7 protein-coding genes are annotated in these 5,809 nt (G+C 65.9%); 4 read left to right on the top strand and 3 right to left on the bottom strand.

Going from position 1 to position 5,809, the window contains the following annotated elements; translation table 11 throughout:
- Both WA702_RS28000 and WA702_RS27995 read right to left on the bottom strand, forming a co-directional pair.
- Positions 1-325: anti-sigma factor family protein (locus tag WA702_RS28000; RefSeq protein WP_425113784.1), on the bottom strand; the 325-nt coding region annotated here is incomplete at its 3' end.
- Positions 326-446: 121 nt separating this feature from the next.
- Positions 447-935: an RNA polymerase sigma factor gene (locus WA702_RS27995; RefSeq protein ID WP_425113783.1), complete on the bottom strand. Its 489-nt coding sequence runs from the start codon at positions 933-935 to the stop codon at positions 447-449.
- A 230-nt stretch (positions 936-1,165) separates the two neighbouring features.
- On the opposite strand from WA702_RS27995, the gene fabI reads away from it, so the two are divergent.
- The 4 genes from fabI to WA702_RS27975 all read left to right on the top strand — a co-directional run bounded on the left by fabI (position 1,166) and on the right by WA702_RS27975 (position 5,201).
- Positions 1,166-1,996 (top strand): enoyl-ACP reductase FabI, encoded by an 831-nt coding sequence (gene fabI / locus WA702_RS27990; protein ID WP_425113782.1) that lies wholly within the window; start codon positions 1,166-1,168, stop codon positions 1,994-1,996.
- A gap of 39 nt (positions 1,997-2,035) precedes the next feature.
- Positions 2,036-2,635, top strand: a complete 600-nt coding sequence (locus WA702_RS27985; RefSeq protein WP_425113781.1) for a histidine phosphatase family protein — start codon at positions 2,036-2,038, stop codon at positions 2,633-2,635.
- Between the two features lie 116 nt (positions 2,636-2,751).
- The gene (gene aroC / locus WA702_RS27980; RefSeq protein ID WP_425113780.1) at positions 2,752-3,837 is read left to right on the top strand and encodes a chorismate synthase; all 1,086 of its coding nucleotides are present in this window, start codon (positions 2,752-2,754) and stop codon (positions 3,835-3,837) included.
- 176 nt (positions 3,838-4,013) lie between these two features.
- Positions 4,014-5,201: an adenylate/guanylate cyclase domain-containing protein gene (locus WA702_RS27975; protein WP_425113779.1), complete on the top strand. Its 1,188-nt coding sequence runs from the start codon at positions 4,014-4,016 to the stop codon at positions 5,199-5,201.
- Position 5,202: 1 nt separating this feature from the next.
- Here WA702_RS27975 and clpS read toward each other — a convergent pair whose 3' ends face one another.
- The gene (clpS, locus tag WA702_RS27970; protein ID WP_425113778.1) at positions 5,203-5,520 is read right to left on the bottom strand and encodes an ATP-dependent Clp protease adapter ClpS; all 318 of its coding nucleotides are present in this window, start codon (positions 5,518-5,520) and stop codon (positions 5,203-5,205) included.
- Between the last annotated feature and the right edge of the window lie 289 nt (positions 5,521-5,809).

Raw genomic sequence — 5,809 nt, 5'->3', positions numbered from 1 at the left:
CCGACCTCGCGCCGTGCGCCACCCAGCCGGCCGCGCCGCCCGCCACAAAGGCCACGAGGCTCGCCGCAATGGCGCCATAGATCCAGCGGCGTGGCTGCCGCACCAGCCGCTCCAGCTCCAGCCGCTGCGGCACCGGCTCATTGATGACGGCGTCGTAGCGCGCGTGCAGGGCGTCGGCCATCTCACGCCAGGACTGCACCCGCACGGCGTCGTCGGGATGCGCCGCAAGCCAGGCCTCGACATCGCCGCGGCGCTCGGCCGGCAGCTCGTTGTCGACAAACGCGTGCAGTTCGTCCTCGGTGACGGGAATTTTCGGATCGGTCATTGCAATCGTCTCACTTCCAATCGTCTCACTTCCAAGGGATATTCCAAGAGATGGCCGTGCGCGGAGATGCGACGCCTCGCGCATGCCACGACGGTATTGTCGTCACATTGCCGGCCGGCGTTCATTTCACGCTCCGCAGCGATGGGCGGGCGCCCTCGAGCGAAGCGCGGACATGGGCGCGCGCCCGGGCGAGACGGGACATCACGGTGCCGATCGGCACGCCCTGGATGTCGGCGACCTCGCGGTAGCTCAGTCCTTCCAGCATCACCAGCAGCAGCACCGCGCGCTGCTCCTCCACCAGCGTCGCGAGCGCGCGCGCGATGTCGCGCCCCTCGGCCTCGGTGCCGCTGGCGTCAGGATTGTTGTCGGCGAGCGGCATGAATTGCGGCCGCCGCGCCAGCGAGCGGCGGCGGTTCTTGTTGAGATTGGTCAGGATCGTATAGAGCCAGCTTCTGATGTCGCCGCCGAGAAACAGCCGCTCGGAGCGCAGCGCCCGCACCAGCGTGTCCTGCACCAGATCGTCGGCCGCGTCGCTGTCGCGGGCGAGCGCGCGGGCATAGCGGCGCAGCGCCGGGATCATGGCTTCAACGCTCTGGCGAAACGCACTCATCTGCCGCCTCTCGGCTGTCGGGTCCAGCGGATGGCGCGCGATCGCGCAAACGCCCCTTGAGCCCAACATAACACCGTGGTGACGGGGCTATTCCGCGGCGCCACGGAGAGCAATGTTGCAGGTTAATGCGGCGGTTCAGCGGACGCCGGAACTTCGCTAACCGATTGGGGCTGTACCGGAATGAACCGGTGGTGTACCTCCATCTCTCAACACGTTCGATGGGAAAGCGGATGTCGCAGAATTCAGGTCTGATGCAGGGCAAGCGCGGGGTCATTCTCGGCGTCGCCAATAATCGCTCGATCGCCTGGGGCATTGCGAAGGCGGCGCGCGCGGCCGGCGCCGAGATCGCATTGACCTATCAGGGCGACGCGCTGAAGAAGCGGGTCGAGCCGCTCGCGGCCGAGCTCGGCGGCCTCGTGCTCGGCCATTGCGACGTCACCGATCCCGCCAGCATCGATGCGGTGTTCGATGTCCTGAAGCAGAAGTGGGGCAAGATCGATTTCGTCGTGCATGCGATCGCGTTTGCGGACAAGGACCAGCTCGACGGCCGCTACATCGAGACCACCCAGGACAATTTCACCAAGAGCATGCTGATCAGCTGCTACTCGCTGACCGCGATCGCGCAGCGCGCCGAGAAGCTGATGACCGACGGCGGCTCGATCATCACGCTGACCTATTACGGCGCCGAGAAGTGGATGCCGCATTACAACGTGATGGGTGTCGCCAAGGCCGCGCTGGAGGCCAGCGTGCGCTATCTCTCCGCCGACCTCGGCGAGAAGAACATCCGCGTCAACGCCATCTCGGCCGGGCCGATCAAGACGCTGGCCGCGTCCGGCATCGGCGACTTCCGCTACATCCTGAAGTGGAACGAATACAACGCGCCGATGCGCCGCACCGTCACGATCGACGAGGTCGGCGACAGCGCACTGTACCTGCTGTCCGACCTGTCGCGTGGCGTCACCGGCGAGGTGCACCATGTCGATTCCGGCTATCACGTGGTCGGCATGAAGCGGCCGGACGCGCCCGACATTGCGCTCGGCGGTTCGGCATCGAAGGACTGACGCCAAGGACCGACGCCAAGAACTGACGCAGCGACTGCAATGCCCGTGCCGACCATCTACTACATCCGCCACGGCGAGACGGACTGGAACGCGCTGGGTCGCTTGCAGGGCACGCAGGACATTCCGCTCAACGATCTCGGCCGCGTCCAGGCCAGCCATGCCGGCGGTGTGCTCGGCCAGCTCGTTGCACGTGACGGCCACGACGTCGCCCGGCTGCCTTTCGTCGCCAGCCCGCTAGGGCGGGCGCGCGCGACCATGGAGCTGGTGCGCGAGACCTTGGGCCTCCCGGCCGGCGGCTACACGCTCGACGACCGGCTGCGCGAGATCGGTTATGGCAAGTGGGAAGGCGCGACCTTGCCGGAGATGCAGGTCGCTGATCCCGTGTTCTTTGCCCGCCGCCAGACCGAGAAATGGACGCTGGCACCGGAAGGCGGCGAAACCTATGCTGATGTCGAGCGCCGCGTCCGCGCCTGGTACGATACGATCACGACCGACACCGTCGCGGTGGCCCATGGCGGCACCGCGCGGGCGCTGATGGTGACGCTGGGTTTCGAGATACCCGCCAGTGCGGTCGACCTGCCGATCCAGCAGGGCGCGGTTTATGTTTTCGGTCCGGATGGCTTGACCAAGTACAGCTAGCTGTTCACCGTCATTCCGGGGTGATGCGAAGCGTCGAGCCCGGAATCTCGAGATTCCGGGTCTGGTGCTTCGGACCGTCCCGGAATGACAGTTTCCTATTTGGTAGAAATCGCGCCATGTCCTTCAACACCTTCGGCCATATGTTCCGCGTCACCACCTTCGGCGAGAGCCATGGGGTTGCGATCGGCTGCGTGGTCGATGGCTGTCCGCCGCGGATCCCGCTCAAGGCCGAGGACATCCAGCTTGACCTTGATCGCCGCCGGCCCGGGCAGTCGCGCTTCACCACCCAGCGCCAGGAGCCGGACCAGGTGAAGATCCTGTCCGGCGTGATGGCGGATCCCGACGGCGGCGCGCAGGTCACGACCGGCACGCCGATTGCGCTTTTGATCGAGAATACCGACCAGCGGTCGAAGGACTATTCTGAGATCAAGGACAAATTCCGGCCCGGTCATGCCGACTTCACCTATGAGGCGAAGTACGGCCTGCGCGATTACCGCGGCGGTGGCCGCTCCTCGGCGCGCGAGACCGCGACCCGCGTCGCCGCCGGCGCCATCGCGCGCAAGATCCTGCGCGATGTGAAGGTCCGCGGCGCCCTGGTCCAGATGGGCCCGCACAAGATCGACCGCGCGAACTGGGACTGGGACGAGGTCGCCAACAATCCGTTCTTCTGCCCGGACAAGGACAAGGCGGCATTCTTCGAGGACTATCTCGACGGCATCCGCAAGAGCGGCTCGTCGATCGGCGCGGTGCTGGAGATCGTTGCCGAGGGCGTGCCGGCGGGCCTCGGCGCGCCACTCTATGCCAAGCTCGATGCCGATCTGGCGGCCGCGATGATGAGCATCAACGCGGTGAAGGGCGTCGAGATCGGTGCCGGCTTTTCCGCCGCCGAGCTCACCGGCGAGCAGAATGCCGACGAGATGCGCTCGGGCAATGACGGCACGCGCTTCCTCTCCAACAATGCCGGCGGCATCCTCGGCGGCATAGCGACCGGCCAGCCGGTGGTGGTGCGCTTCGCCGTGAAGCCGACCTCGTCCATCCTCACGCCACGGCTTTCGGTCGATCGCCAGGGTCACGAGACCGAGGTCATGACCAAGGGGCGCCACGACCCCTGCGTAGGCATCCGCGCCGTGCCGGTCGGCGAGGCGATGATGGCCTGCGTGCTGGCCGATCACCTGCTGCGCCATCGCGGCCAGGTCGGATAGCTCGTCATTGCGAGCGAAGCGAAGCAATCCAGGGCCAGGAAAAAAAGATTGGATTGGTTCGTCGCTGACGCTCCTCGCAACGACGGAGCTTCAACCGGATGGCATCATCCTCCGCCGGTCGAACTGAGCTCGCGATTTTATCGCCGCCGCCTCTCTGGTGGCATATGGTGCTGGTCATGGTGAACACCGCCAAAATACGCGATATCGCCGCGTGGCTGGTCGACGGCGCGCGGAGCGCGGCGACGCCGGCCGGGATGATGGCGCAGGCCTGCGAGCGGCTGGTCGAAGCCGGCGTGCCGCTGTGGCGCGTCGGCGTCTTCATCCGCACCTTACATCCGGAAATCTTCGGCCGCAGCTTCATCTGGCGGCCGGGCGCCGAGGTCGAGACCGGCACGGTCGGCTTCGATTTCCTGGATTCGCCGGCTTTCACGCAGTCACCGCTCTCGGTCGTCGTGACCGAAGGCATCGAAGTCCGGGCCGATCCGTTCAGTCCCTTGAGCGAAGGTTTTCCGATCTTGCTGGATCTTCGCGCCGAGGGCGTCACCGACTATCTCGCGCTGCCGATGACCTTCATGGATCGTACCGCGCACGCCTCGAGCTGGACCACGACGCGACCGGGCGGTTTCTCCGACGATGAGGCGGATGCGATCCGCGCGCTGATGCCGGCGCTGTCGCGCTACACCGAGATCGTCTCTCTGCGCCGCACCGCAGAGATGCTGCTCGACACCTATGTCGGCAACCGTGCCGGCGAGCGAATCCTAGGCGGCCAGATCCGCCGCGGCCATACCGATACGATGCATGCGGCGATCTGGCTGTCGGATTTGCGCGGCTTCACGCCGTTGTCGGACCGTCTGCCGGCCGAGACCGTCGTCGAGATCCTCAATCATTATTTCGATTGCCAGGTCGCCGCGATCAGGAGCCATGGCGGCGAGGTGCTGAAATTCATGGGCGATGGCCTGCTCGCCGTGTTTCCGATCGCCGAACAGGATGACGACAAGGCGGCGGTCTGTGGGCGCGTGCTGGACGCGGCGCGGCAATCCCGCGCCAGCGTCGACGCGCTCGAATACCGTGTCGGCGATGCCACCGAGCGCTTCCGCTTCGGCGTGGCGCTGCATGTCGGGCAATTGCTCTACGGCAATATCGGCGGCGCCGACCGGCTCGACTTCACCTGCATCGGCCCGGCGGTCAATCTCGCCGCACGACTGGAGAAGATCGCAGGCCGTCTGAAGCGCACGGTGGTCGCATCCGAGGCGTTCGCGCGTTTCTGCTCTGGCGCCTGGGCCGATCTCGGTGCGTTTCCGATCGCGGGCTTTGCCGCCGAGCAGCGGGTGTTCGGGCTGCAGGACGAGGCGACACTGGCGTAAATCACTCCTCCGGTTCGGTCGTGAACAGCAGCGGATATCCTTTGGCCCGGCCGGCATCGGTCGCCCGCGTCGCCTTGGTCTCGGCGATATCACGAGTGAACACGGCGACGACGCAGACGCCACGCCGGTGCGCCGTGATCATCACCTTGTAGGCCTCGTCCTCGGTCATGCGGAACTCCGCCTTCAGGATCATCGTGACGAATTCGCGCGGCGTGTAGTCGTCGTTGACCAGGATCACCTTGTAGAGGCGAGGGCGCGCGACCTGGGTTTTGACCGCAGGCTTGGTCTTGGTCGCGGGCTTGGTGACGGAGTCGTTCATGCAGCCCCTCCGATTGCGGTCGTGCTGAAGGCAGCGGAGCCATGTCAGGATACAGCGTCTCGTCATGTCGCGAAACCGCATCGTCGTACGATGGGCCCAGCGGCAGCGCATGGATGCGCCGGACCATGCGCCTGCCTGCTTTGGTGGCGAGCCGCCGCGGCGCAGGGCAGAGCTCGCCTTCGGCTAACCTGAAAGTGAATGACTTCGGCGCTTCCCGCTTTGCCGGCTGCGGATTGCATGTCACCATCGCGTCACACGATTGGAGGGCAGCTCATGCGCTGGTGGATCT

The organism is Bradyrhizobium sp. (assembly GCF_049798375.1).
Taxonomy (GTDB): Bacteria; Pseudomonadota; Alphaproteobacteria; order Rhizobiales; family Xanthobacteraceae; genus Bradyrhizobium.
This window is presented reverse-complemented; position numbering and strand designations above follow the sequence as displayed.